Annotated in this window: 24 protein-coding genes and 1 pseudogene; 12 read left to right on the top strand and 13 right to left on the bottom strand. The window is 68.5% G+C overall.

The features are described 5' to 3' along the window. Positions 1 to 9 precede the first annotated feature (9 nt). Positions 10 to 2217 (bottom strand): sodium-translocating pyrophosphatase, encoded by a 2208-nt coding sequence (locus I7X39_RS13170; RefSeq protein WP_198111618.1) that lies wholly within the window; start codon positions 2215 to 2217, stop codon positions 10 to 12. Positions 2218 to 2404: 187 nt separating this feature from the next. On the opposite strand from I7X39_RS13170, the gene ppa reads away from it, so the two are divergent. From ppa to I7X39_RS13155, 3 genes are all read left to right on the top strand, one after another. Next, the gene (ppa, locus tag I7X39_RS13165; protein WP_198111617.1) at positions 2405 to 2947 is read left to right on the top strand and encodes an inorganic diphosphatase; all 543 of its coding nucleotides are present in this window, start codon (positions 2405 to 2407) and stop codon (positions 2945 to 2947) included. A gap of 69 nt (positions 2948 to 3016) precedes the next feature. Further along, positions 3017 to 4693: an NAD+ synthase gene (locus I7X39_RS13160; RefSeq protein ID WP_198111616.1), complete on the top strand. Its 1677-nt coding sequence runs from the start codon at positions 3017 to 3019 to the stop codon at positions 4691 to 4693. Between the two features lie 27 nt (positions 4694 to 4720). Then, the gene (locus I7X39_RS13155) at positions 4721 to 5059 is read left to right on the top strand and encodes a P-II family nitrogen regulator (RefSeq protein ID WP_198111615.1); all 339 of its coding nucleotides are present in this window, start codon (positions 4721 to 4723) and stop codon (positions 5057 to 5059) included. On the opposite strand, the gene I7X39_RS13150 is transcribed toward I7X39_RS13155, so the two are convergent. Genes I7X39_RS13150 through I7X39_RS13135 form a run of 4 tightly spaced genes read right to left on the bottom strand, consistent with a single transcriptional unit; the run spans position 5060 to position 7222 of the window. Further along, positions 5060 to 5578: an RDD family protein gene (locus I7X39_RS13150; RefSeq protein ID WP_198111614.1), complete on the bottom strand. Its 519-nt coding sequence runs from the start codon at positions 5576 to 5578 to the stop codon at positions 5060 to 5062. Next, positions 5575 to 6195 (bottom strand): DUF3106 domain-containing protein, encoded by a 621-nt coding sequence (locus tag I7X39_RS13145; protein ID WP_198111613.1) that lies wholly within the window; start codon positions 6193 to 6195, stop codon positions 5575 to 5577. Before I7X39_RS13145 ends, I7X39_RS13150 begins: the two co-directional genes overlap by 4 nt. Beyond that, on the bottom strand, positions 6192 to 6659 hold the full coding sequence (locus I7X39_RS13140) for a DUF3619 family protein (protein ID WP_198111612.1): 468 nt from the start codon (positions 6657 to 6659) through the stop codon (positions 6192 to 6194). Before I7X39_RS13140 ends, I7X39_RS13145 begins: the two co-directional genes overlap by 4 nt. Continuing rightward, positions 6656 to 7222: an RNA polymerase sigma factor gene (locus tag I7X39_RS13135; protein ID WP_198111611.1), complete on the bottom strand. Its 567-nt coding sequence runs from the start codon at positions 7220 to 7222 to the stop codon at positions 6656 to 6658. Before I7X39_RS13135 ends, I7X39_RS13140 begins: the two co-directional genes overlap by 4 nt. Positions 7223 to 7448: 226 nt before the next feature. On the opposite strand from I7X39_RS13135, the gene I7X39_RS13130 reads away from it, so the two are divergent. The 3 genes from I7X39_RS13130 to ilvC are packed head-to-tail and all read left to right on the top strand — an operon-like array spanning position 7449 to position 10753. After that, complete coding sequence (locus I7X39_RS13130; protein WP_232351949.1) at positions 7449 to 9212, top strand: acetolactate synthase 3 catalytic subunit; 1764 nt, start codon at positions 7449 to 7451, stop codon at positions 9210 to 9212. A gap of 1 nt (position 9213) precedes the next feature. Next, on the top strand, positions 9214 to 9705 hold the full coding sequence (ilvN, locus tag I7X39_RS13125; protein ID WP_198111609.1) for an acetolactate synthase small subunit: 492 nt from the start codon (positions 9214 to 9216) through the stop codon (positions 9703 to 9705). A 31-nt stretch (positions 9706 to 9736) separates the two neighbouring features. Beyond that, positions 9737 to 10753 (top strand): ketol-acid reductoisomerase, encoded by a 1017-nt coding sequence (ilvC, locus tag I7X39_RS13120; RefSeq protein ID WP_198111608.1) that lies wholly within the window; start codon positions 9737 to 9739, stop codon positions 10751 to 10753. A 243-nt stretch (positions 10754 to 10996) separates the two neighbouring features. Here ilvC and I7X39_RS13115 read toward each other — a convergent pair whose 3' ends face one another. From I7X39_RS13115 to I7X39_RS13080, 8 genes and pseudogenes are all read right to left on the bottom strand, one after another. Beyond that, a complete protein-coding gene (locus I7X39_RS13115) occupies positions 10997 to 11833 on the bottom strand; it encodes an urease accessory protein UreD (RefSeq protein WP_232351930.1) in 837 nt (278 codons plus the stop codon). Continuing rightward, positions 11823 to 12482, bottom strand: a complete 660-nt coding sequence (gene ureG, locus I7X39_RS13110; protein WP_198111607.1) for an urease accessory protein UreG — start codon at positions 12480 to 12482, stop codon at positions 11823 to 11825. The genes I7X39_RS13115 and ureG overlap by 11 nt, the downstream gene beginning before the upstream one ends. Further along, positions 12479 to 13138 carry an urease accessory protein UreF gene (locus I7X39_RS13105; RefSeq protein ID WP_232351929.1) on the bottom strand — a complete coding sequence of 220 codons (660 nt, stop codon included), beginning with the start codon at positions 13136 to 13138 and terminating at the stop codon, positions 12479 to 12481. Before I7X39_RS13105 ends, ureG begins: the two co-directional genes overlap by 4 nt. Then, positions 13131 to 13634 (bottom strand): annotated as a pseudogene (ureE, locus tag I7X39_RS13100) (urease accessory protein UreE); the annotation flags it as partial. The pseudogene ureE and the gene I7X39_RS13105, both read right to left, overlap by 8 nt. Then, positions 13635 to 15356 (bottom strand): urease subunit alpha, encoded by a 1722-nt coding sequence (ureC, locus tag I7X39_RS13095; RefSeq protein ID WP_198111604.1) that lies wholly within the window; start codon positions 15354 to 15356, stop codon positions 13635 to 13637. Beyond that, complete coding sequence (locus I7X39_RS13090; protein WP_198111603.1) at positions 15356 to 15661, bottom strand: urease subunit beta; 306 nt, start codon at positions 15659 to 15661, stop codon at positions 15356 to 15358. The genes ureC and I7X39_RS13090 overlap by 1 nt, the downstream gene beginning before the upstream one ends. Continuing rightward, complete coding sequence (locus I7X39_RS13085) at positions 15658 to 16224, bottom strand: HupE/UreJ family protein (RefSeq protein WP_198111602.1); 567 nt, start codon at positions 16222 to 16224, stop codon at positions 15658 to 15660. The genes I7X39_RS13090 and I7X39_RS13085 overlap by 4 nt, the downstream gene beginning before the upstream one ends. 6 nt (positions 16225 to 16230) lie before the next feature. After that, positions 16231 to 16533, bottom strand: coding sequence for an urease subunit gamma (locus tag I7X39_RS13080; RefSeq protein WP_198111601.1), 303 nt, complete (start codon positions 16531 to 16533; stop codon positions 16231 to 16233). Between the two features lie 240 nt (positions 16534 to 16773). Between I7X39_RS13080 and urtA the strand changes: the two genes are divergently transcribed. Genes urtA through pssA form a run of 6 tightly spaced genes read left to right on the top strand, consistent with a single transcriptional unit; the run spans position 16774 to position 23094 of the window. Next, complete coding sequence (gene urtA, locus I7X39_RS13075) at positions 16774 to 18033, top strand: urea ABC transporter substrate-binding protein (RefSeq protein WP_198111600.1); 1260 nt, start codon at positions 16774 to 16776, stop codon at positions 18031 to 18033. 3 nt (positions 18034 to 18036) lie between these two features. Next, on the top strand, positions 18037 to 19593 hold the full coding sequence (gene urtB / locus I7X39_RS13070) for an urea ABC transporter permease subunit UrtB (RefSeq protein ID WP_198111599.1): 1557 nt from the start codon (positions 18037 to 18039) through the stop codon (positions 19591 to 19593). Next, a complete protein-coding gene (gene urtC, locus I7X39_RS13065; RefSeq protein ID WP_198111598.1) occupies positions 19590 to 20678 on the top strand; it encodes an urea ABC transporter permease subunit UrtC in 1089 nt (362 codons plus the stop codon). Before urtB ends, urtC begins: the two co-directional genes overlap by 4 nt. Then, positions 20675 to 21508, top strand: a complete 834-nt coding sequence (urtD, locus tag I7X39_RS13060) for an urea ABC transporter ATP-binding protein UrtD (protein WP_198111597.1) — start codon at positions 20675 to 20677, stop codon at positions 21506 to 21508. Before urtC ends, urtD begins: the two co-directional genes overlap by 4 nt. Before the next feature lie 4 nt (positions 21509 to 21512). After that, positions 21513 to 22205 carry an urea ABC transporter ATP-binding subunit UrtE gene (gene urtE / locus I7X39_RS13055; RefSeq protein ID WP_198111684.1) on the top strand — a complete coding sequence of 231 codons (693 nt, stop codon included), beginning with the start codon at positions 21513 to 21515 and terminating at the stop codon, positions 22203 to 22205. Positions 22206 to 22248: 43 nt separating this feature from the next. Then, positions 22249 to 23094, top strand: a complete 846-nt coding sequence (pssA, locus tag I7X39_RS13050; RefSeq protein WP_198111596.1) for a CDP-diacylglycerol--serine O-phosphatidyltransferase — start codon at positions 22249 to 22251, stop codon at positions 23092 to 23094. Positions 23095 to 23176 lie beyond the last annotated feature (82 nt).

Genomic DNA, 23176 nt, shown 5'->3' with positions numbered 1-23176 from the left:
ACGGGCGGTTTACTGCGAAGCCGCCTCGCTGGCCGGAGTGGCCATGCTGGCGGCCTCGGCCACCGGTGCCGGCATGGAGGCCGCCTCCGGTGCCGCCACTGTGGTCGCCGCCGGGGTGGGCTCGGGCATGGCCTTGAGCGCCGTCATCGGCAGCAGGGGCACGATCAGCAGGGCCACGATGTTGATGATCTTGATCAGCGGGTTCACGGCCGGGCCGGCGGTGTCCTTGTAGGGGTCGCCCACGGTGTCGCCGGTGACGGCGGCCTTGTGCGCTTCCGAGCCCTTCTTGTGCACCACGCCCTTGTCGTCCTTGAAACCTTCCTCGATCAGCTTCTTGGCGTTGTCCCAAGCGCCGCCGCCGGTGCACATCGAGATGCCGACGAACAGGCCGGTGACGATGGTACCCATCAGCAGGCCGCCCAAGGCTGCGGGGCCGAGCGTCATACCCACCACGATCGGCGCGATCACCGGCAGCAGCGAGGGGACGATCATTTCCTTGATGGCCGCGGTGGTCAGCATGTCCACCGCCGCGCTGTAGTCGGGCTTGCGCTTGCCGGCCATGATCTGGCCGTCGGCGAACTGCTTGCGCACCTCCACCACCACCGAGCCGGCGGCGCGGCCCACCGCCTCCATGGCCATGGCGCCGAACAGGTAGGGAATCAGGCCGCCGATGAAGAGGCCCAGGATCACCTTGTAGTCGCTCAGGTCGAAGGCCACGCTCATGCCGCGCTCGTGCAGGGCATGGGTGTAGTCGGCAAACAGCACCAGCGCGGCCAGGCCGGCCGAGCCGATGGCGTAGCCCTTGGTCACCGCCTTGGTGGTGTTGCCCACCGCGTCCAGCGGGTCGGTCACGTCACGCACGCTGTCGGGCAGCTCGCTCATCTCGGCAATGCCGCCGGCGTTGTCGGTGATGGGGCCGTAGGCGTCCAGCGCCACGATGATGCCGGCCATGCTGAGCATGGCCGTGGCTGCCACCGCAATGCCATACAGGCCGGCCAGCTGGTAAGAGGCAAAGATGGCTGCGCAGACGAACAGCACCGGCCAGGCAGTCGACTTCATCGACACGCCGATGCCGGCGATCACATTGGTGCCGTGGCCGGTCGTCGAGGCCTGGGCCACGTGCTGCACCGGGTGGTACTGGGTGCCGGTGTAGTACTCGGTGATCCAGACCATCGCGGCCGTCAGCACCAGGCCCACCAGGCAGGAGCCGAACAGGGCCATCGCGCTGGTGCTGCCGCCGCCCACCAGCGCCACTTCGCCGGGGAACATCGCCTTGGTGACGAAGAAGAAGGCCACGGCACTGAGCGCACCGGCCACGATGAGGCCGCGGTAGAGCGCCGGCATCACGTTCTTCATGCCCGGGCTGGCCTTCACGAAGAAGCAGCCGATGATGGACGCGATGATGGACACGCCACCCAGCGCCAGCGGGTAGATGACGCCGTTCAGTGCGGCGCTCGGGGCCAGCATCAGCACGCCCAGGGCCATGGCGGCAATCAAGGTCACCGCGTAGGTCTCGAACAGGTCGGCGGCCATGCCGGCGCAGTCGCCCACGTTGTCACCCACGTTGTCCGCAATCACGGCCGGGTTGCGCGGGTCATCCTCGGGGATGCCGGCTTCGACCTTGCCGACCAGGTCGGCGCCCACGTCCGCACCCTTGGTGAAGATGCCGCCGCCCAGACGGGCAAAGATGGAAATCAGCGAAGAGCCGAAGGCCAGGCCCAGCATCGGCTTCAGGTCGGCGCTGGTGGCGCCGGTGCCGCCACTGATGGCGTAGTAGAAGCCGCCGACGCCCAGCAGGCCCAGGCCCACCACCAGCATGCCGGTGATGGCGCCGCCCTTGAAGGCGACGTCCAGCGCCGGGCCGATGCCCTTGGTGGCCGCCTGCGCGGTCCGCACGTTGGCACGTACCGAGATGTTCATGCCGATGAAGCCGCAGATGCCCGACAGCACCGCGCCGAGCACGAAGCCGGCCGCCGTCTTCAGGCCCAGGCCCGGCACCACCGCGATGGCGATGGCCAGCACCACGCCGACGATGGCGATGGTGCGGTACTGCCGCCCCAGGTAGGCGGCGGCACCCTGCTGAATCGCCGCGGCGATTTCCTGCATGCGGGCGTTGCCCGCGTCTTGCGAAAGGATCCAGCTGCGCTGGATGAAACCGTAGATCACTGCGGCCAGGCCGCAGGCCAGCGCGAAGTACAGCGCCAAGTCCGTAGTCATGCGTACCACTCCAATTTGCCGAACAGAGAGAAAGAGGACCCAGGCGCCCTTGACGCCGCGCGCGGATGCTAGGCAGCCCGTCTTGCGCGAAGGCTGCGTAATAACCAGCGAAGTGCGGGTTTGCTCCCCCAGCGCTTGCCCTTGGGGGCCTTGCCTAGAATCCGGGTTTCCCCTTGAGAAGCCCACCATGAGCCTGCACAACGTCACGCCCGGCGCCAAGGCGCCCGAAGAGTTCAACGTCATCATCGAAATCCCGATGAATGGCGACCCGATCAAGTACGAGGTCGACGAGGACAGCGGTGCGCTGTTTGTGGACCGCTTCATGGGCACGTCGATGCACTACCCGTGCAACTACGGCTACATCCCGCAGACCCTGGCCGCCGATGGCGACCCGGTGGACGTGCTGGTGATCACCCCGGTGCCGCTGATCCCGGGCGTGGTGGTGACCTGCCGCCCCCTTGGCATCCTGAAGATGGAAGACGAGGCGGGTGGTGACAGCAAGCTGCTGGCGGTGCCGACCACCAAGATCCTGCCGATCTACTCGCAGTGGAAGACGCACGAGGACCTGAACCCGATGCGCCTCAAGGCCATCCAGCACTTCTTCGAGCACTACAAGGACCTCGAAGAGGGCAAGTGGGTCAAGGTGCAGGGCTGGGAAGGCCCGGAAGGCGCCGTCGCCGAGATCCGCGAAGGCATGGCGGCCTGGGCTGCCAAGCAGAAGAAGGCCTGATCCTCCAGGCATGATGGCAAGGCGGCTTCGGCCGCCTTTTCTATTTGGCACCTTTGGAGTTCGAGCACCATGAGCCTTCGCGTCGCGCTGGGTCAGATCAACGTCACCGTGGGTGACCTGGCCGGCAATGCCGCACGCATCCTGGCTGCCGCGCAGCAGGCCCATGCGCAGGGCGCCCAGCTGTTGCTGACGCCCGAGCTGGCGCTGTGCGGCTACCCGCCCGAGGACCTGTTGCTGCGTCCGGCCTTTCTGGCGGCCTGCGAGGCGCAGCTGCAAAGCCTGGCCGCTGAGCTGGCCGCCTTGCCCGGGCTCACCGTGGTGGTGGGCCTGCCGATGGGGCGCGAGGGTGTGGCCCGTGGCCGCTCGCAGCAGCAGGCACCGGCGCTCAACGCGGCGGCCGTGCTGCGTGACGGCCAGGTGCTGGGCCGCTATGCCAAGCGCGAGCTGCCGAACTACCAGGTGTTCGATGAGCGCCGCTACTTCTGCAGCGGCCGCGAGGCCGGCCTGGCACCTTTTGTCTTCGAGGTCTCAGGTCGGCGCATCGGTCTGCTGATCTGCGAGGACGCGTGGTTCGACGAGCCCGCCGAGGCGGCCAAGGCCGCGGGCGCTGAGGTGCTGGCCGTCATCAATGCCTCGCCCTTCCACATGGGCAAGACGGCCGAACGCGAGGCGCGCATGGGCGACACCGCGCGCCGGCTCGGGCTGCCGCTGCTCTACGCGCATCTTTGTGGCGGGCAGGACGAGGTGGTGTTCGATGGCGCCTCGTTCGCTGTCGATGCCACCGGCCAGGTGCAGGCGCGTGCCCCCTTCGCTGAAGAAGCGCTGCTGCTGGTGGATCTGGACCCACAACCGCACGGCGCCCTGGCCGCACTGCCCGAGCCGCTCGCGCAGGTCTGGCAGGCGCTGGTGACCGGGGTGCGCGACTACATCGGCAAGAACGGCTTCCCCGGCGTGGTGATCGGCCTGTCCGGCGGTATTGATTCCGCCCTGGTGCTGGCCATTGCCGTCGATGCCCTCGGGGCCGAGCGGGTGCGCGCGGTGATGATGCCCTCGCCCTATACCGCCGACATCTCCTGGATCGATGCGCGCGAAATGGCCGAACGGCTGGGTGTGCGCTACGACGAGATCGCCATTGCGCCGCTTTTCGAGCAGTTCAACACCGCGCTGCAGCCGCAGTTCGTCGGCCGCACGGCCGACACGACCGAGGAGAACCTGCAGGCGCGCATCCGCGGCACCCTGCTGATGGCGCTCTCCAACAAGTTCGGCAGCCTGGTGCTGACCACGGGCAACAAGAGCGAGATGGCGACCGGCTACTGCACGCTGTACGGCGACATGGCCGGTGGCTTCGCCGTCATCAAGGACGTGGCCAAGACTCTGGTGTTCGAACTGGCGCGCTGGAAGAACCGCCAGCTCAGCCGGCGTGCCGACGGCTCGATCGGCCCGGTGATCCCCGAGCGCATCATCGAGCGCCCGCCCTCGGCGGAACTGCGGCCGGACCAGAAGGACGAGGACAGCCTGCCGCCCTACGCGGTGCTGGATGCCATCCTCGCGCGCTACATGGAAGAGGACGCCTCGGTGGAGCAGCTGCTGGCCGAAGGCTTCGACGCCGCGGCGGTGGAGCGCGTGACGCGCCTGATCAAACTCAATGAGTACAAGCGCCGCCAAGCCCCGATCGGCATCCGCATCACGCACCGCAGCTTCGGCCGCGACTGGCGCTACCCGATCACCAACCGCTTCCGTGCTTAAATCATCCGAACCCCAGGAGACCCCACCATGAAGCAGATCACCGCCGTCATCAAACCCTTCAAGCTCGACGAGGTGCGCGAGGCGCTGGCCGAACTGGGCGTTTCGGGGCTGACGGTGACCGAGGTCAAGGGTTTCGGGCGCCAGAAGGGCCACACCGAGCTCTACCGGGGCGCCGAGTATGTGGTCGACTTCCTGCCCAAGATCAAGGTCGAGGTGGTGGTGAAGGACGAGGACGTCGAGCGTTGCATCGACGGCATCCTGCGCGCCGCCAAGACCGGCAAGATCGGCGACGGCAAGATCTTCGTCACCCCGATCGAGCAGGTGGTGCGCATCCGCACCGGCGAAACCGACGACGCGGCGATCTGATCAAACTTTGACGCCCGGCGGCTGGCGCAGGTCCACCAACTCGGTGCCCGCCAGCCTGTCGTGCAGGTACTGCCGGCCCGGCAGCCAGCGGGTGCTCACGGCATAGATCAGCAGGTTGATCAGCAGCGCGACGTAGATCCAGCGCCGCTGCGATTCCAAGGCCAGCAGGTGCGAGATCGCCAGCGCCGGCAGGAACATCAGCCAGGACCAGGCGAAGCGCTTCAGGGACTGGCCCCAGACCGGTGGGCGGCTGGTACGTGCATCGCGTACGCCGATGTACCAAGTCTTCATCGCCAGCGTCTCGCCGCGCGACCAGCACCAGCTGAAGTACACCGCCAGCACCCCCAGGAACACCAGGCTGGCGCCGGTGGCCTGGCCGGGTTCGAAGCTGCGGCGCGTCAGCGCGTAATGCGCGAAGCCGGCCACCATCAGCAGGCCGAAGACCAGGAAGCTTTCGTAGAACAGACAAGCCAGGCGGCGCCGCAGGCTGGGCGCCTGGGTGATCGGGGCCGGGCTCACGGCGCGCTGGCTGCGCGCGCAGGCGCCTTGGGCAGCAGGGTCACCGGGTCCAGCCCGGACACCTGGAGTGGCCGCTTGCGCGGCGCAACCGGCTTGGCGGCCAGCTGGGTCAGCGGCACGGTGCTCACGCCGGGGCCGGCTTGCACCAGCAGGGGCGTGGCGGGTTTCTGCGGGGCCGGTGCACGGCGCTGTGCGGCACGTTCCTGCAGGGCCTGACGTTCCTCTTGAGGCAGGGCCTGGTAGCGCTCCCACTTGGCCTGACGCTCGGCGGCGGTGACGCGCTTGGCGTCCTGCCAGCCGATGCGGGCGCGCAAGCGCTCCTGCGGGCTCAAGCGCGACCACTCGGCCATGCGCAGCTGCAGGCGCTGTTGTTCGTCGGCGGCCAGATTCGGGTAGCGCGCTGCCACCTTGAGCCATTTTTCCTGGGTCGTGGCATCCAGCTCGGACCACTGCCCGGCCAGCGGGCGCAATGCCTCACGCTGCGGCGCGTTGAGCGAGTTCCAGGGACGGGCGGCGGCCAGCAAGGGGGCGGGCGCGGGCAATTCCTGCGCCATGACCAGGGGCTGAGCGAGCAGTCCCGTCAGCGCCAAGCCGGCAAACGCCCCCCGCATCGTCATGCGCCTTCGTCCTTCTGATCGTCTTCGGGGCGCGCTTCCTTGTCGGTCTTCTGCGCGTCCTCGTCCAGGTACTCGTTGAAGCCAGGGTCTCCGTAGGCGTTGGGCGGCAGTTGGTCCTTCAGCAGCTCGGTATCCACCTCGCTGATGCCCAGCACCTGCTGGAACCACTGCCCCTGGGCCAGCGCCACCAGGCCGAGCACCAGCACCAGCGCCGGCAGCCAGGCCGCGCCAAAGCGCTTGCGGCCACCCGGGCCACCCGAAAGCACGGCCTGACCGGACGCGTCGGCCTGCACGGCCGAGGCCTCGCGCGCGGCGCGTGCCGCGGCCAGCGCCTGGGCGCGTGCGCCTTCCAGGCGGGCCTGGATTTCCGGAGGCAGTTGGTCGGCCTCGGCCTTCAGGGATTGCGCCAAGGCGCGGCCGGCCTGATCCACGGCGTCGTCGGTCATCGTCTGGTTCGGCTTCATCGTTGCAATCCCCGGGCAGTCAAGGCCTTGGCCAGCGCATGCACGGCCCGCGAACAATGCGTTTTCACGCTGCCCTCGGAGCACCCCATGGCGCTGGCGGTTTCGGCCACATCAAATTCCTCCCAATAACGCAGCATGAATGCCTCGCGTTGACGCGCCGGGAGTTTTTGTACTTCTTCGGTGATCAGCGCGAATATTTGCGCCTTCTCCACCTCATCTGCAGCGCTCAGGGCGCCCAGGGCGCCGTCGCCGCCGTCGATGGCTTCGAGCAGATTGAAGCTGTCGTCGGCGTCGTCGCCCTCGAAATCCGACAGATTGACCAGCACCGCGTTGCGCACCTTCTGGCGGCGGAACCAGTCCATCGTGGCGTTGGAGAGGATGCGCTGGAACAGCAGCGGCAGCTCCTCGGCCGGGCGGTGCGCATAGTGCTGGGCCAAGCGGATCATGGCGTCCTGCACGATGTCGAGCGCAGCGTCGTTGTCACGCACCATGTAGGCCGTGCGCTTGAACGCCCGCCGCTCGACCGAGCGCAGAAAGTCGTTGAGTTCGGAATCCGTAGCCAAGGCGATCAGCCGTGCGCAAAAAGGTCGCGGATTATCGACGCGCTTTTGCCTTCGTGTTTGGAGAAGTCAGTCTGGGTTTCAAGCCCGATCTGACTGCGCATAATGAAAGCACTTTCGGCCCCCAGAGGCCGGATGCCAATAGAGCCCGAGCCCGTCTCATAAGGACGCGAGGAGGGGGACCGATGAGTTTTCTTGCCAGAAGACGCAGGAGGTTGCGATGACCGCAATGGAAGCGATGGCGCGCACGGGTGCGCCGGCCGAAGGCCAAAACCCGAACGAAGATCTGAACGGCGCCGAAATCATGGTGCGCTGCCTTCAGGAAGAAGGAGTCAAGTTCTTGTGGGGCTATCCCGGCGGTGCCGTGCTCTACATCTACGACGCGCTCTACAAGCAACAGACGATTCAGCATGTGCTGGTGCGCCACGAGCAGGCGGCCATCCATGCGGCCGACGGCTATGCCCGCGCCACCGGCGAGGTTGGCGTCGCCCTGGTGACCTCCGGCCCCGGTGTGACGAATGCGATCACCGGCATCGCCACCGCCTACATGGACTCGATCCCGATGGTGATCGTGACCGGCCAGGTGCCGACCGCCGCCATCGGCCTGGATGCCTTCCAGGAGTGCGACACCGTGGGCATCACGCGTCCGGTGGTCAAGCACAACTTCCTCGTCAAGGACGTCAAGGACCTGGCGCTGACGATGAAGAAGGCCTTCCACATCGCCCGCACCGGTCGACCCGGTCCGGTGGTGGTGGACATCCCGAAGGACGTGTCCCTGCACAAGACGGCCCTCGAGTACCCGCAGACGCTGCACATGCGCAGCTACCAGCCGGTCAAGAAGGGCCACCCCGGCCAGATCCGCAAGGCGGTGCAGCTGCTGCTGGCGGCCGAGCGCCCCTACATCTACACCGGCGGGGGCGTGATCTTGGGCGAGGCCACGGCCGAGCTGCGCCAGTTGGTGGATCTTCTGGGCTACCCCACGACGAACACCCTGATGGGCCTGGGCGCGATGCCGGGCACCGACCCGCGCTTCCTCGGCATGCTGGGCATGCACGGCACCTACGAGGCCAACATGACCATGCAGCACTGCGATGTGCTGCTGGCCGTGGGCGCGCGCTTCGACGACCGCGTGATCGGCAACCCCAAGCACTTCGCGCAAGTGCAACGCAAGATCATCCACATCGACATCGACCCCTCGTCGATCTCCAAGCGCGTCAAGGTGGACATCCCCATCGTGGGCGATGTGAAGGAGGTGCTGCAGGAGCTGATCAGCCAGATCAAGGAGGCGCGCGAGCGCCCCGACGCCGACAAGCTCAATGCCTGGTGGCGGCAGATCAAGGACTGGCGCGGCAAGGACTGCCTGTCCTACAAGGCCAGCGACACGCTGATCAAGCCCCAGTCCGTGGTCGAAAAGCTCTGGGAGCTGACCCGCGAGCGCGACACCTACATCACCTCGGATGTCGGCCAGCACCAGATGTGGGCCGCGCAGTTCTACAAGTTCGACGAGCCGCGCCGCTGGATCAACAGCGGCGGCCTGGGCACCATGGGCGTGGGCCTGCCCTACGCGATGGGCATCAAGCTGGCCAAGCCGGATGCGGACGTGTTCTGCATCACCGGCGAGGGCTCGATCCAGATGTGCATCCAGGAGCTGAGCACCTGCCAGCAGTACCGCACGCCGGTGAAGATCATCAGCCTGAACAACCGCTACCTGGGCATGGTGCGCCAGTGGCAGCAGCTGGACTACGGCGGCCGCTACAGCCATTCCTACATGGATGCGCTGCCCGACTTCGTCAAGCTGGCCGAGGCCTACGGCCACGTCGGCATCCAGGTCAACCACCCGAGCGAAGTGGAAGACGCGCTGAAGGAGGCGATCCGCCTGAAGGACCGCACCGTCTTCCTGGACGTGCGCACCGACCCGAGCGAGAACGTCTGGCCGATGGTGCAGGCCGGCAAGGGCATCACCGAGATGCTGTTGGGCTCGGAGGACCTCTGAGATGAAACACATCATTGCCGTCCTGATCGAGAACGAAGCCGGCGCGCTGTCGCGCGTGGTCGCCCTGTTCTCTGCCCGTGGCTACAACATCGAGTCGTTGTCCGTCGCGCCGACCGAGGATCCGTCCCTCTCGCGCATGACCATCACCACCACCGGTTCGGACGAGGTGCTGGAGCAGATCACCAAGCACCTGAACCGCCTGATCGAGGTGGTGAAGGTGGTCGACCTGACCGAAGCCCAGTTCATCGAGCGCGAGCTGATGCTGGTGAAGCTGCGTGCGGTGGGCAAAGAGCGCGAAGAGCTCAAGCGCACCGCCGACATCTTCCGTGGCCGCATCGTCGATGTGACCGAGAAGACTTACACCATCGAGCTGACCGGCGACGGCACCAAGCTCGATGCCTTCCTTGAGGCGGTGGACCGCACCGCCATTCTTGAAACCGTGCGCACCGGCGCCAGCGGCATCGGCCGCGGCGACCGCGTGCTGCGTGTCTGAACCTTGCCTGCCCCCGAACTGGAGAACTGAAATGAATGTGTATTACGACAAGGACGCCGACCTCTCCCTCATCAAGGGCAAGCAAGTCGCCATCATTGGCTATGGCTCGCAAGGCCATGCCCACGCGCTGAACCTGCACGAGAGCGGCGTCAACGTGACCGTGGGCGTGCGCCGTGGCGGCCCGAGCTGGGGTAAGGCCGAGGGCGCTGGCCTGAAGGTGGCTGAAGTGGGCGAAGCCGTGAAGGCCGCCGACGTGGTGATGGTGCTGCTGCCTGACGAGCAGATCGCTTCGGTCTACCGCAAGGACATCGAGCCCAACATCAAGAAGGGCGCCTCGCTGGCCTTCGCGCACGGCTTCAACGTGCACTACGGCCAGGTGCAGCCGCGCGCCGACCTGGACGTGTGGATGGTGGCCCCCAAGGCCCCCGGCCACACCGTGCGTGACACCTACAAGCGGGGCGGCGGCGTGCCGCACCTGATCGCCGTGCATGCCGATGCCACCGGCCGTGCGCGCGACCTGGCACTGAGCTACGCAGCGGCCAACGGCGGCGGCAAGGCCGGCATCATCCAGACCACGTTCCGCGAAGAAACCGAGACCGATCTGTTCGGCGAACAGGCCGTGCTGTGCGGCGGCGCGGTGGAGCTGATCAAGGCCGGTTTCGAGACCCTGACCGAAGCCGGCTACGCGCCCGAGATGGCCTACTTCGAGTGCCTGCACGAGCTCAAGCTGATCGTCGACCTGATCTATGAAGGCGGCATCGCCAACATGAACTACTCGATCTCGAACAACGCCGAGTACGGCGAGTACGTGACGGGTCCGGAGGTCATCACCGCGCAGAGCAAGGCCGCCATGAAGGAAGCGCTGCGCCGCATTCAGACCGGCGAGTACGCCAAGAGCTTCATCCTGGAAAACCAGGCCGGCGCCCCGACCCTGATCAGCCGCCGCCGCCTGATGGCCGAGCACCCGATCGAGATCGTGGGCGAGAAGCTGCGGGACATGATGCCGTGGATCAAGGCGAACAAGATGGTGGACAAGTCCAAGAACTGAGCGCCTTGAACGGCAGGCCCGCGCTGGCAGGCGCGGGCCCGTTCGCTGCCTAACCGAGGCGCGCAGGCGCCTCGGTCTTCACGGCGCTCACTGCCGTGGATCAAGGCGAACAAGATGGTGGACAAGAGCAAGAACTGATCGGACGCGGCCGCTCTCTCAGGGCCGCAAGAAAAGAGCGCCAACACAGCGCATCCCCCGAACCCCTGGGCCGTGAGGCCCAGGGGCTTTTTTTTCGTCCGGCCCTTAGCTGCGCCAGATGCGTGGCTCGCAGGGTGCCAGGCCCCAGGCGCGTTCGCGCCAGAGGGCGCGCACGCGGCGCATCAGGGCCGCGGCGGGTTCCAGCTCGGCCGCCAGCACGCGCAGCAGCAGCAGGCGCCCGTGCAGCAGGGTGACGCCGGCCCGCAGGGGTTGCGCCTCCAGCAGGGCGCGGGTGCGCTCCAGCAGCGCCTCAGCCTCGGCTGAAGTCCAGGCCTGGCCTTGCGCCAGCACCATCGTGCCCAGCACCGGCAGGCCCGCCAGGCCGCAGGGGCCCTCCAGCAGGGCGCGGTCCTGGGCGCGGATCCAGCCGCGATCGCGCCACAGGCCTTCGATGTGCAGCTCCTGCAGCAGCTCCCCCTCAGTAAAAGGCTGGCCGGCTGCGGCCAAGCCCAGCACCAGCAGCTCGCTGGCCAACAGTTGGCCCTGCAGTTGCACCGTCACCTGGTTGCGCGCCTTGCAACCGCGGTAGGCCAGGGTCTCCTGCGGCAACCATTCAAGGCGGCCGCCGGGCGCCACGCGGGCGCTGAGCTGTTGGGCGGCCTCCAGCGTGGCCGAGCGGTAGAAGCGTGTCGCGGCCGGTGTCGTCACCAGCAGGTGCGCGCCGGGCTCCACCGCCACCTCCATGTCGAGGCGGTCGCCGCCCACCAGGCCGCCGGGGGGGTGCACCAGCACGGCGTGCGCGGTGGCCGGCCCTTCGGGGTAGAGCGTCTTGAGCAGGCGCAGCGGGCCGTGGTGCTCGGCGTGCAGCAGGGTGCCCGCGCCCTCGCGGCGCGCCTGCAGGGCCAGGCGCGCCGGCCAGCGGATGCCGGGCTCACGCAGCAAGCAGCAGGCCCTTGGTTTCGATGAAGCGGATCACCTCGTCCAGGCCGCTCTGGGTCTTGAGGTTGGTCATCACCCAGGGCTTGGTAGGGCGCATGCGGGCGGTGTCGGCGCGCATGATGTCCAGGTTCGCGCCCACATGCGGGGCGAGGTCGGTCTTGTTGATGACGAACAGGTCGCTCTTGGTGATGCCGGGGCCGCCCTTGCGCGGGATCTTCTCGCCGGCGGCGACGTCGATCACGTAGATCGTCAGGTCGCTCAGCTCCGGACTGAAGGTGGCGGCCAGGTTGTCGCCGCCGCTTTCGATGAAGACGATGTCGGCATTGGGGAACTTCTCCAGCATCCGATCGACCGCTTCGAGGTTGATCGAGCAGTCCTCGCGGATGGCGGTGTGCGGGCAGCCACCGGTTTCCACGCCGACGATGCGCTCGGGCTCCAGCGCGCCCGCCACGGTGAGCAGGCGCTGGTCTTCCTTGGTGTAGATGTCGTTGGTGACGACGACCAAGTCGTAGCGCTCGCGCAGGGTCTTGCAGAGCATCTCGACGAGCGTGGTCTTGCCGGAGCCGACCGGCCCGCCCACGCCCACGCGCAGTGGGGGCAGCTTCTTGGTGCGCCCGGGCAGGGCATGCAGGGCGTGCAGGGGTGTGTTCATGAGCGGAACAGGCGGGAGTACTGGGTTTCGTGGCGGGCGCTGAGCAGGCCCAGGCCCGGGCTGAAGGCGATGGGTTCGGGCGCCGCCAGGGCATCCGCCACGGCGGCCGCGATGGCGGCCACCAAGCGCGCCAGCAGGCGCTGGCCGGCGCTCTGGCCCAGCGGCACGCCGCGCACGGCGGCCATGACCAGGTTCTCGGCCCAGGCAAAGGCGGCTGCATGCAGCAGGCCGGGCAGGGTGGCGCCGCGCTGCTGGCCCACCACTGCGAACACCACCGGCCAACTGGGCGGCTGCAGGGCTTGCAGCCGCGTGCAGTCGATGCCCTGGCCCTGGGCCCAGGCGAGCAGGCTGCGGCCCATCTGCTGGCTCTGCGCCAGCAGCTCGGCGGATTCACGCGTCTGCAGCACCCAGTCATTGCAGCGCTGCAGGCTGGCTGCATCGCCCGCCGCGCTGGCTTGCCAGGCTTGGGCCATCAGCGGCAGTTCGGCCCGCGCCTGCACCAGCTCCAGCTGGTTCAGCAGCCAACGGGCGCTGCTGGCTTCGTCGAACACCTCGCCGGCATCGACGGCAGCCTCCAGGCCTTCGGAGTAGCTGAAGGCGCCCACCGGCAGGGCGGGGCTGGCCAGCCAGAGCAATTGCAGCAGTTCAGTGCTCATGGGGGTGGGCATGGGAGTGGGCATGGGCGTGGGTATGCGCGTGCGCGCCATAGGCACCGCCCTCCGGCTCGAACGGGGCCAGGGCCTCGTTCACCAGCAGGTGCTGGGCGCGCAGCATCTGCGCCAGCACGGGGTCGGGCTCCAGCTGCAGCAGCTCGGGCTGCAGCTCCAGCGGCACATGGCGGTTGCCCAGGTGGTAGGCGGCGCGCAGCAGGTCGAAGGGCGAGCCGTGCTGCGCGCAGTGGCGCACCTGCAGCACGGGTTGGGGTGCGGCCTGCACGCGCAGCAGGGCACCGTCCTCGGCCACCAGCACATCGCCGCCGCGCAGCACGGTGCCGCGCGGCAGCAGCACGGCCAGTTCCTCACCGGTGTCATCCTGGGCGGCGAAGCGGCTCTTTTGCCGCAGGTCCCAGTCCAGGGTCAGGGTGGGCAGGCGCTTGCGCAACGCGGCGGCCAGGCCCTGGCCGGCGCTCAGATGCTTGATGAAGTGGCGCATTCAGAACAGGAAGTAGCGCTGCGCCATCGGCAGCTCGTGGGCGGGCTCGCAGCTCAGCAGCGCGCCATCGGCCCGCACTTCGTAGCTCTGGGCGTCGATCTCCATCGTGGGCGTGTAGCTGTTGTTCACCATGTCCGCCTTCTTCACGCTGCGGCAGCCGCGCACGGGGCTGAGCGTCTTGCGCAGGTTCAAGGCTTGCGCGGCGCCCAGGCCGGCCTGGGACACGAAGGTCAGCGACCCCTGGCTGAGCGCGCCGCCAAAGCTGCCGAACATGGGGCGCAGGTGCACCGGCTGCGGGGTGGGGATGCTGGCGTTGGCGTCGCCCATGGCCGCCATGGCGATGAAGCCGCCCTTGAGCACCAGGCTGGGCTTGACGCCGAAGAAGGCCGGCTTCCACAGCACCAGGTCGGCCCATTTGCCCACCTCGATGGAGCCCACCTCATGCGCCACGCCATGCGTAAGCGCGCCATTGATCCCTAGCTTGGCGATGTAGCGCTTCACGCGCGCGTTGTCGTGGCGTTCGCTGTCGCCGGGCAGCGGGCCGCGCTGCAGCTTCATCTTGTGCGCGGTCTGCCAGCAGCGGATCAGCACCTCGCCCACGCGGCCCATGGCCTGGCTGTCCGAGCTGAACATGCTGATGGCGCCGAGGTCGTGCAGGATGTCCTCGGCGGCGATGGTCTCGCGGCGGATGCGGCTCTCGGCAAAGGCCAGGTCTTCGGCGATGCCGGCGTCCAGGTGGTGGCAGACCATCAACATGTCCAGGTGCTCGTCCAGGGTGTTCACCGTGAACGGGCGCGTGGGATTGGTGCTGGAGGGCAGCACGTTCGCTTCGCCCACCACCTTCATGATGTCCGGCGCATGGCCGCCGCCCGCGCCCTCGGTGTGGAAGCTGTGGATGGTCCGGCCCTTGAAGGCGGCAACGCTGTCTTCCACGCAGCCGCTCTCGTTCAGGGTGTCGGTGTGGATGGCGACCTGGGTGTCGGTTTGGTCGGCCACGCTCAGGCAGCAATCGATCGCGGCCGGTGTGCTGCCCCAGTCCTCGTGCAGCTTCAGGCCGATGGCACCGGCCTCGATCTGCTGGCGCAGCGCCTCGGGCCGGCTGGCATTGCCCTTGCCGAAGAAGCCCAGGTTCATCGGGAAGGCCTCGGCCGCCTTCAGCATGGTGGCCAGGTGCTGGGGCCCTGGGGTGCAGGTGGTGGCCAGCGTGCCCGTGGCCGGCCCGGTGCCGCCGCCAATCATGGTGGTGACGCCCGAGGCCAGCGCTTCCTCGATTTGCTGCGGGCAGATGAAGTGGATGTGCGTGTCCACCGCGCCGGGCGTGACGATCATCCCTTCGCCGGCAATGATCTCGGTGCCCGGGCCGATGACGATGTCCACGCCCGGCTGCACGTCGGGGTTCCCGGCCTTGCCGATGGCGGCGATGCGGCAGCCGCGCAGGCCGATGTCGGCCTTCACGATGCCCCAGTGGTCCACGATCACCACATTGGTGATCACCGTGTCGACCGCGTCTGCGGGGCCGGGTCCGTTCGGGCGCTGGCTCTGGCCCATGCCGTCGCGCACGGTTTTTCCGCCGCCGAACTTCACCTCCTCGCCGTAGCCGCCGGCGCGCAGGGTCAGGTCCTGTTCAATCTCGATCAGCAGCGCGGTGTCGGCCAGGCGCAGGCGGTCGCCCACGGTGGGGCCGAGCATTTCGGCATAGGCGCGGCGGGGCAGGGTGGCCATCACAGCGCTCCGTTCACCAGGCCGCGAAAGCCCCAGACGGCGCGGTCGCCCGCGTAGTCCACCAGCTCCACGGTGCGCACCTGGCCGGGCTCGAAGCGCACGGCGGTGCCGCTGCAGATGTTCAGGCGCATGCCGCGTGCGGCGGCGCGGTCGAAGTCCAGCGCGGCATTGGTTTCCGCAAAGTGGTAGTGCGAACCCACCTGGATGGGCCGCAGGCCGGTGTTGGCCACGCGCAGCGTGAGCGTGCGCCGGCCGGGGTTCAGCACCAGCTCGCCCACTTCCGTCAGCAGCTCGCCGGGAATCACAGCACCCCCGTGAGGCGCAGGGCGCCGAAGGTCATCAGCCCAGCGCCCAGGCCCTCGGCCCAGCGCGCCGCCATGGGCCGCAGCAGGGCGCCCGCCGCCAGGCCCAGGCCATGAAGCAGCACGGTGCCGGCCAGCATGCCCAGCAGGGCGGCCAGGCCGTGCAGCTCGCTGCCGTGGGCAGCCCCATGCATCCAGGCAAACACGGCGATGAAGGCCAGCGCCACCGGCTGCGGCAGCGGCACGCGCCAGGCCACCAGCAGGCCCAAGCCCAGAAGCGAAACGGCGATGCCCGGCTCCACCCCGGGCGGTAGCCAGCCGGCCCAGGCCACGGCCAGTGCACCCAGCAGCAGCGCGGCGGCAAACACGAGCGGGCCGCGCAGGGCTTCGGCGGGGCGGCGGTAGGTGAGCGCTCCCCACAGGCCCACGGCCAGCATGGCGGCCAGATGGTCGGCGCCGCCGAGCGGGTGGGCCAGCCCGGCGCTGAAGCCGGTCAGGCCGTGCTCGCCGCCGTGGGCAAAAGCGTTCTGGCCAACGAATAGAAGGAGCAGCAGGGCAGTGCGCATGGGGTCTCAGGCAATGGGTTGGTGCACGGTGACGAGCTTGGTGCCGTCGGGGAAGGTGGCTTCGACCTGGATCTCGGAGAGCATCTCGGGCACGCCCTCCATCACCTCGGCGCGCGTGAGCACGCTGCGGCCGCTGCTCATCAGCTGGGCCACGCTCTGGCCGTCGCGGGCGCCTTCCAGGATGGCGGCGCTGATGAAGGCCACGGCCTCGGGGTAGTTCAGGCGCAGGCCGCGCGCGCGCCGCCGCTCGGCCAGCAAGGCCGCGGTGAACACCAGCAGCTTGTCCTTTTCACGCGGGGTCAGGTCCATGGGGTGTGGGGGCAGAAGCGATACCTGGCTTTTGCAAGCTTTGGGCCAGCCCCATTTCGGCGCGTGCCTGCCGGCCCTGCGCCGAAGTGGCGCGGCCGCGGCGGGGTTCAGGCGCCAGCTTGGGGCGGCCCTGCACCAGCGCGGCGCATGCGCGGGCCGGATGGTGGGAGCACGGGGGTGGCACAGCCCTTGCTGCAGTGCAGCAGGAGTTTTGACCCTCACCCACCCCAAGGAGTTCCGATGCTGCGCCGTTCTGCCCTGCGATCCATCAGCCTTGCCGCTGCCAGCCTGCTCGCCGTTCCCGCCTGGGCCGCCGACACCATCAAGGTCGGCGTGCTGCACTCCCTCTCCGGCACCATGGCCATCTCCGAGACGGTGCTCAAGGACACCGTGCTGATGGCGATCGACGAGATCAATGCCAAGGGCGGTGTGCTGGGCAAGAAGCTCGAGCCGGTGGTGGTGGACCCGGCCTCCAACTGGCCGCTGTTCGCGGAAAAAGCCAAGCAGCTCATCAGCCAGGACAAGGTGGCCGTGGTGTTCGGCTGCTGGACTTCGGTGAGCCGCAAATCGGTGCTGCCGGTGTTCGAGAGCACCAACTCGCTGCTCTTCTACCCCGTGCAGTACGAGGGCGAGGAACTGAGCAAGAACGTGTTCTACACGGGCGCTGCGCCGAACCAGCAGGCCATCCCTGCGGTGGAGTACCTGATGAGCAAGGACGGTGGCGGGGCCAAGCGCTTCGTGCTGCTGGGCACCGACTATGTGTACCCGCGCACCACCAACAAGATCCTGCGCGCCTTCCTCAAGACCAAGGGCATCGGCGAGGCCGACATCCTGGAGGAGTACACCCCCTTCGGCCACAGCGATTACCAGTCCATCATCGCCAAGATCAAGAAGTTCGCCGCCGAGGGCAAGAAGACCGCGGTGGTCTCCACCATCAATGGCGACTCCAACGTGCCCTTCTATAAGGAACTGGGCAACCAGGGCCTGAAGGCCACGGACGTGCCGGTGGTGGCCTTCAGTGTGGGCGAGGAAGAGCTGCGCGGCGTGGACACCAAGCCCCTGGTGGGCCACCTGGCCGCCTGGAACTACTTCATGAGCCTGAAGAACCCCGCCAACGAGGCCTTCACCAAGAAGTGGGCGACCTATGCCAAGGCCAAGAACATCGCCGGCCACAAGGACAAGCCGCTGACCAACGACCCCATGGAGGCCACCTACATCGGCGTGCACATGTGGGCCCAGGCCGTGGCCAAGGCCAAGAGCACCGAGACCGACAAGGTCATCGCCGCCATGGCCGGGCAGACCTTCACCGCCCCCTCGGGCATCACCTCCAAGATGGACGAGAAGAACCACCACCTGCACAAGTCGGTGTTCATCGGCGAGGTCAAGGCGGATGGCCAGTTCAACGTGGTGTGGAAGACCCCGGGCCCGGTGCAGGCGGACCCCTGGAGCGACTACATCCCCGAAAACAAGGGCAAGAAGAACGAGCCCGAGAAGAAGTAAGCCATGCGCGCGGGCTGGCGGGTCTTCTTGCTGGGTCTGGCGCTGCTGCTGGGCGCCGGCCCGGCGCGGGCGCTGAGCCCGGCGCTGCAACTGCAGCTGGCGCAGGGCGAGGGCGACGCACGCGTCGCCGCGCTCAACCAGGCCTTGCTGGCGGGCGACCGGCGCCTGGGCGCCTACCTGCAAGCCCTGCTGGAGGGGCGGGTGCGCATCCAGGGGGATCAGGTGCGCGTGGCCGCACCGGGCGAGCCGCCCGCCACCGAGGGCGAAGAGCCGATGCTGAACAACCGCCTGCGGCGTGAGTTCGAGAACGCGCTCGCCGCCCTGGACCTGCTAGCCCCCGAGCCGGAGCGCCGTGCCCAGGCCCTGCAAGTGCTGGCCGACCAGCCCGACCCCGCCCGCCTGCCCCTGCTGGAGCGCGCCCGCGCGGCCGAAACCCTGCCGGCCCTGCAGCAGCAACTGGACCGCCTCTTGGCGGCGGCCCGGCTCTCCGCCGCCGAGCCCGCACAGCGCCTGCGCGCCGCCCAGGCCCTGGCCCAGGCCGCCGACCCCAGCACGCGAGCCTTGCTGTTGGAGCGGCTGGCCGCCGAGACCGACCCCACGGTGCGCCGCGCCCTGCAGCAGGCTGCCCAGGCGGTGGCCGAGCGCCTGGCCTGGGGGGAGCGCGCGCAGCTGCTCTTCAGCGGCCTGAGCCTGGGCTCCATCCTGCTGCTGGCTGCCTTGGGCCTGGCCATCACCTACGGGCTGATGGGCGTGATCAACATGGCCCATGGCGAGCTGCTGATGATTGGCGCCTATGCCACCTGGGGCGTGCAGCAGGCCTTCCGTGCCTGGTTGCCGCCGGGCGCCTTTGATGCCTACCTGCTGCTGGCGCTGCCGGCCAGCTTCCTGGCCGCGGCCGCGGTGGGTGTGCTGATGGAGCGGCTGGTGATCCGCCACCTGTACGGCCGGCCGCTTGAATCCCTGCTGGCCACCTGGGGCCTGAGCCTGATCCTGATGCAGACGGTGCGCAGCCTCTTTGGCGCGCAGAACGTGGCGGTGGAGAACCCCGGTGTCTTGAGCGGCGGCTGGGCCTTGCTGCCCAACCTCACGCTGCCATGGAACCGCCTGGCCATCATCGGGCTGGCCGCCCTGGTGCTGCTGGGCGTGGCCCTGCTGCTCACCCGCACGCGCCTGGGCCTGCTGGTGCGCGGCGTGACGCAGAACCGCCGCATGGCGGCCTGCGTGGGCGTGGACACGGCGCGGGTGGACACCCTGGCCTTCGCACTCGGCTCCGGCCTTGCCGGCCTGGCCGGCTGTGCGCTCAGCCAGGTGGGGAATGTGGGGCCGGACCTGGGCCAGAGCACCATCGTGGACGCCTTCATGGTGGTGGTGCTGGGCGGCGTGGGGCAACTGGCCGGCACGGTGTACGCCGGCCTGGGCTTGGGCGTGCTGGCCAAGCTGCTGGAAGGCTGGCAGGGCGCGGTGCTGGCCAAGATCGGCCTGCTGCTGCTGCTCATCCTCGTCATCCAGAAGCGCCCGCAGGGCCTGTTCGCCCTCAAGGGCCGGAGCGTGGACGCATGAGCACTCCCCGCTTGCTTTCCCCGCGTGGCTGGGCCGTGCTGGCAGCCCTGGCCGCCGTGTGGCTGCTGGGCGTGCCGCTGCTGCACCTGGCCGTGCCGGCTGGGCACCCGCTGCATCTGTCGGAGTTCTACGTCGGCCTGCTGGGCAAGTTCGCCTGCTATGCCATCTGCGCCTTGGCCATCGACCTGATCTGGGGCTTCACCGGCATCCTCTCGCTCGGCCATGGCCTGTTCTTCGCGCTGGGCGGCTATGGCATGGGCATGTACCTGATGCGCCAGATCGGCCGCGAGGGCCAGTACGGCAGCGAGCTGCCCGATTTCATGGTCTTCCTGAACTGGCAGGAGCTGCCCTGGCACTGGGCGCTGAGCGACTCGCTGCCCGCGCAGCTCTTCCTGGCGCTGGCCGTGCCCGGGGCGCTGGCCGCGCTGTTCGGCTGGTTTGCCTTTCGCAGCCGCATCCAGGGCGTGTACTTTTCCATCATCACGCAGGCGCTGACGGTGGCCGCCATGCTGCTCTTCTTCCGCAACGAAACGGGCTTTGGCGGCAACAACGGCTTCACGGATTTCAAGCGCCTGGCCGGCATCAGCCTGCAGCTGCCCGCCATGAAGCTGGCGCTGTGCCTGGCCTCGGGCCTGGCGCTGCTGGGCTGCTACCTGCTGGCGCGCTGGCTCACGCAAGGCCGCTATGGCCGCCTGCTGCTGGCAGTGCGCGACGCCGAGAGCCGGCTGCGCTTCTGCGGCTACGACCCGGTGGCCTACAAGCTCAGCATCTGGGTGCTCTCGGCGCTGATGTGTGCGCTGGCCGGGGTCTTGTACGTGCCCCAGGTCGGCATCATCAACCCGAGCGAGATGAGCCCGGCCGCCAGCATCGAGATGGCGATCTGGGCTGCCGTGGGCGGGCGTGGCACCTTGATCGGGCCGATTCTTGGCGCCTTCTTCGTCAATGGTGGCAAGTCGGTGTTCACGGCCTGGCTGCCCGAGGTCTGGCTGTTCGTGCTGGGCGGGCTGTTCATCGCCGTCACCCTGTTCCTGCCGCGCGGCCTGATCGGCTTGATCGGCGCGCTGAGCCGCAAGGAGCGCCCATGACGCCCGATCTGATGGAAGCCGGCGCCCAGGCGCGCGCGCGCCTGCAGGCCCAGGTGCTGGCGCGGGGCGAGCCGGTGTTCAACCAGGGCGTGGCGCTGTACGTCGAAGACCTGCGCGTGGCCTTCGATGGCTTCCAGGCGCTCGGCGGGCTCTCGCTCACCTTGGGCCTGGGCGAGCTGCGCTGCGTCATCGGCCCCAATGGCGCGGGCAAGACCACCTTGATGGACTGCATCACCGGCAAGACCCGGCCCGACAGCGGCCGGCTCTTCTTCGGCTCCAACCTGGACCTGCGCCGCATGAGCGAGACCGAGATCGCCCGGGCCGGCATCGGCCGCAAGTTCCAGAAACCCACCGTGTTCGAAGCCTTGACGGTGCAGCAGAACCTGGAACTGGCCCTGGCCGGCGACCGGCGTGTGCGCCAGGCCCTGCGCGCCCGCCTGAGCGCCGCCCAGCGCGACCGCCTGGACGAGCTGCTGCAGGAGGTGCACCTGTGGAGCGAGGCCGACCGCGTGGCCGGCCTGCTGAGCCACGGGCAAAAGCAGTGGCTGGAGATCGGCATGCTGCTGGCACAGGACCCGCGGCTGCTGCTGCTGGACGAACCCGTGGCCGGCATGACGGACGAGGAAACCGCGCGCACCGCCGAGCTGTTCCGCTGCCTGGCCGGGCGCCACACCCTGCTGGTGGTGGAGCACGACATGGCTTTCGTGGGCGAGCTGGCCGGCGCTGACGGTCAGGTGACCGTGCTGCACGAGGGCCGCGTGCTGGCCGAGGGGCGCATGGACGAGGTGCAGGCCAACGAGCAGGTGATCGAGGTGTACCTTGGCCGCTGATTCCTTGCTGCAGGTGCAGGGCCTGCACCAGCACTACGGCGGCTCGCACATCCTGCGCGGGCTGGACTTTGGCCTGCGCGCCGGTGAGGTGACGGTGCTGCTGGGCCGCAACGGGGTGGGCAAGACCACGCTGCTCAAGACCCTGATGGGCCTGGTGCCCGCCAGCCAGGGCCAAATGCTGCTGGACGGGCAGGAGCTGAACGCGCTGCCGCCCCACCGCCGCGTGCGTGCCGGCCTGGGCTTCGTGCCGCAGGGGCGCGAGATCTTCAACCGCCTGACGGTGCGCGAGAACCTCTTGATGGGCCTGGCCCCGCGGCCGGCCGGCAGCCCGCTGCCGCCGGAGCTCTTCACCCTGTTCCCGGTGCTGCAGCAGATGCTGGGCCGGCGCGGCGGGGATCTCAGCGGCGGCCAGCAGCAGCAACTGGCCATCGCCCGCGCGCTGGCCTGTGGTCCCCGCGTCCTGTTGCTGGACGAACCCACGGAAGGCATCCAGCCCAGCGTCATCAAGGACATCGGCCGCGTCATCCGCCACCTGGCCCATGAACGCGGCCTGGCGGTGCTGCTGGTGGAGCAGTTCTACGACTTCGCCGCCGAGCTGGCCGATCAATACCTGCTGATGCAGCGCGGGCAGCTGGTGGCGCAGGGGCGGGGGGGCGACATGGCCGCCGACGGCGTGCGCGAGCGTTTGGCCTTGTGAGGGCGCTAGGAAGGCCCGGGCGGCCTGGGTACAGTCGCGCCCAATGAGCCCAAACCCGAGTGACCCCTCTTCCGACTTCCAGGATTCGGACCTGGATGCGCTGGCCGCCCCCGTGCGCAAGCCCCGCAAGGGCTTGTACGTGCTGCCCAATCTGTTCACCTTGGCGGCCCTGTTCGGGGGTTTTTACGCCATCGTCATGGCCATGAACGGCCGCTACGAGAACGCTGCCATCGGCATCTTTTGCGCCATGGTGCTGGACAGCCTGGATGGCCGTGTGGCGCGCATGACGGGCACCCAGTCCGCCTTTGGCGAACAGATGGACAGCCTGTCCGACATGGTCAGCTTTGGCGCCGCCCCCGCCCTGGTGGCGTACGAGTGGGCGCTGAAAGATCTCGGCAAGCTCGGCTGGATCGCTGCCTTCGTCTACTGCGCGTGCGCCGCGCTGCGCCTGGCGCGCTTCAACACCAACATCGGTGTGATCGACAAGCGCTTTTTCCAAGGCCTGCCCAGCCCCGCGGCTGCGGCGCTGGTGGCTGGTTCGCTGTGGCTGGCGGTGGACGCTGGCTGGACGGTGGAATCCCACCCTTGGCTGAGCTTTGCGATGGTCGGCATCACTCTCTATGCCGGCCTCACCATGGTGACCAACGCGCCCTTCTACAGCTTCAAGGATTTCAGCCTCAAGCGCTCGGTGCCCTTCGCGCTGCTGGTGGCCTTGGTGCTGCTGATCGCGCTGGTGTCCAGCCACCCGCCTATCGCCCTGTTTGCGCTGTTCTGCTGCTACAGCGTGTCCGGCTATGCCGAGTACGCGCGTCGCAAATGGAAGGGGCGGCACGCCAGCCTGATCGCCACCTCGACCGACGAGCCCGACGAAGCGGGCCTGCACGGTTGACGAAGCGTGTTTCGGCTGCCGCTGCTACATTCGCCGCATGACGTTTGCCCGCACCCTCGCCCTACTACCGGAGGCCTCTCGG

The sequence above is a fragment of the Inhella proteolytica genome (genome assembly GCF_016093275.1).
Lineage (GTDB): Bacteria > Pseudomonadota > Gammaproteobacteria > Burkholderiales > Burkholderiaceae_C > Inhella > Inhella proteolytica.
Note: the sequence above shows the minus strand (reverse complement) of the source record. Positions and strands in the feature narration are given on the sequence as shown.

Coding starts and splice junctions, on each gene's coding strand:
- I7X39_RS13170 (WP_198111618.1), bottom strand. CDS start 2,217: ATGACTACGGACTTGGCGCTGTACTTCGCGCTGGCCTGCGGCCTGGCC.
- ppa (WP_198111617.1), top strand. CDS start 2,405: ATGAGCCTGCACAACGTCACGCCCGGCGCCAAGGCGCCCGAAGAGTTC.
- I7X39_RS13160 (WP_198111616.1), top strand. CDS start 3,017: ATGAGCCTTCGCGTCGCGCTGGGTCAGATCAACGTCACCGTGGGTGAC.
- I7X39_RS13155 (WP_198111615.1), top strand. CDS start 4,721: ATGAAGCAGATCACCGCCGTCATCAAACCCTTCAAGCTCGACGAGGTG.
- I7X39_RS13145 (WP_198111613.1), bottom strand. CDS start 6,195: ATGACGATGCGGGGGGCGTTTGCCGGCTTGGCGCTGACGGGACTGCTC.
- I7X39_RS13140 (WP_198111612.1), bottom strand. CDS start 6,659: ATGAAGCCGAACCAGACGATGACCGACGACGCCGTGGATCAGGCCGGC.
- I7X39_RS13130 (WP_232351949.1), top strand. CDS start 7,449: ATGGAAGCGATGGCGCGCACGGGTGCGCCGGCCGAAGGCCAAAACCCG.
- ilvN (WP_198111609.1), top strand. CDS start 9,214: ATGAAACACATCATTGCCGTCCTGATCGAGAACGAAGCCGGCGCGCTG.
- ilvC (WP_198111608.1), top strand. CDS start 9,737: ATGAATGTGTATTACGACAAGGACGCCGACCTCTCCCTCATCAAGGGC.
- ureG (WP_198111607.1), bottom strand. CDS start 12,482: ATGAACACACCCCTGCACGCCCTGCATGCCCTGCCCGGGCGCACCAAG.
- I7X39_RS13105 (WP_232351929.1), bottom strand. CDS start 13,138: ATGAGCACTGAACTGCTGCAATTGCTCTGGCTGGCCAGCCCCGCCCTG.
- ureC (WP_198111604.1), bottom strand. CDS start 15,356: ATGGCCACCCTGCCCCGCCGCGCCTATGCCGAAATGCTCGGCCCCACC.
- I7X39_RS13085 (WP_198111602.1), bottom strand. CDS start 16,224: ATGCGCACTGCCCTGCTGCTCCTTCTATTCGTTGGCCAGAACGCTTTT.
- I7X39_RS13080 (WP_198111601.1), bottom strand. CDS start 16,533: ATGGACCTGACCCCGCGTGAAAAGGACAAGCTGCTGGTGTTCACCGCG.
- urtA (WP_198111600.1), top strand. CDS start 16,774: ATGCTGCGCCGTTCTGCCCTGCGATCCATCAGCCTTGCCGCTGCCAGC.
- urtB (WP_198111599.1), top strand. CDS start 18,037: ATGCGCGCGGGCTGGCGGGTCTTCTTGCTGGGTCTGGCGCTGCTGCTG.
- urtC (WP_198111598.1), top strand. CDS start 19,590: ATGAGCACTCCCCGCTTGCTTTCCCCGCGTGGCTGGGCCGTGCTGGCA.
- urtD (WP_198111597.1), top strand. CDS start 20,675: ATGACGCCCGATCTGATGGAAGCCGGCGCCCAGGCGCGCGCGCGCCTG.
- pssA (WP_198111596.1), top strand. CDS start 22,249: ATGAGCCCAAACCCGAGTGACCCCTCTTCCGACTTCCAGGATTCGGAC.